The sequence below is a fragment of the Pseudomonas sp. SID14000 genome (genome assembly GCF_002165135.1).
Lineage (GTDB): Bacteria > Pseudomonadota > Gammaproteobacteria > Pseudomonadales > Pseudomonadaceae > Aquipseudomonas.
The window spans coordinates 1-399 of record NZ_NFZQ01000155.1; the positions used below are offsets into that span (position 1 = coordinate 1).

The window sequence follows — 399 nt, forward strand, 5'->3', positions numbered from 1 at the left end:
CGGCACTCCGGCAAGGTCCTCGACCTGTGGGAGTGGTCCACGGCCGACGGCGCCGGGTTCCGGCAGTACACCGACCTCGGCGCGACCAACCAGCAGTTCAAGCTCGTCGACTCCGCGAGCGGCGCGTACGTCCGGCTCGTCAACCGGCACTCGTCCAAGGTCGTCACGGTCACCGACCGGTCCACGGCCGACGGCGCGACCGTCACGCAGCTCACGGACAACAACCAGTACAACCAGCAGTGGCAGCTCGTGAAGGTCGGCAGCGGCGCGCCCACGCAGCCGACGCCCCAGCCGACCACCGCCCCCGGCGCGTTCCCGGCGTGGCCGACCGCCCAGGGGCAGCAGAATGTGTCGGCGACCATCAAGATCCAGGGCACGCGCGACATGGGCATGGTCCGC

General features: G+C 70.9%; 1 protein-coding gene. It reads left to right on the top strand.

Annotated features, from left to right (window positions below; genetic code table 11):
- A partial coding sequence (locus CAY82_RS27740) for an RICIN domain-containing protein (protein WP_140399189.1) occupies window positions 1–399 on the top strand: 399 nt, incomplete at both ends.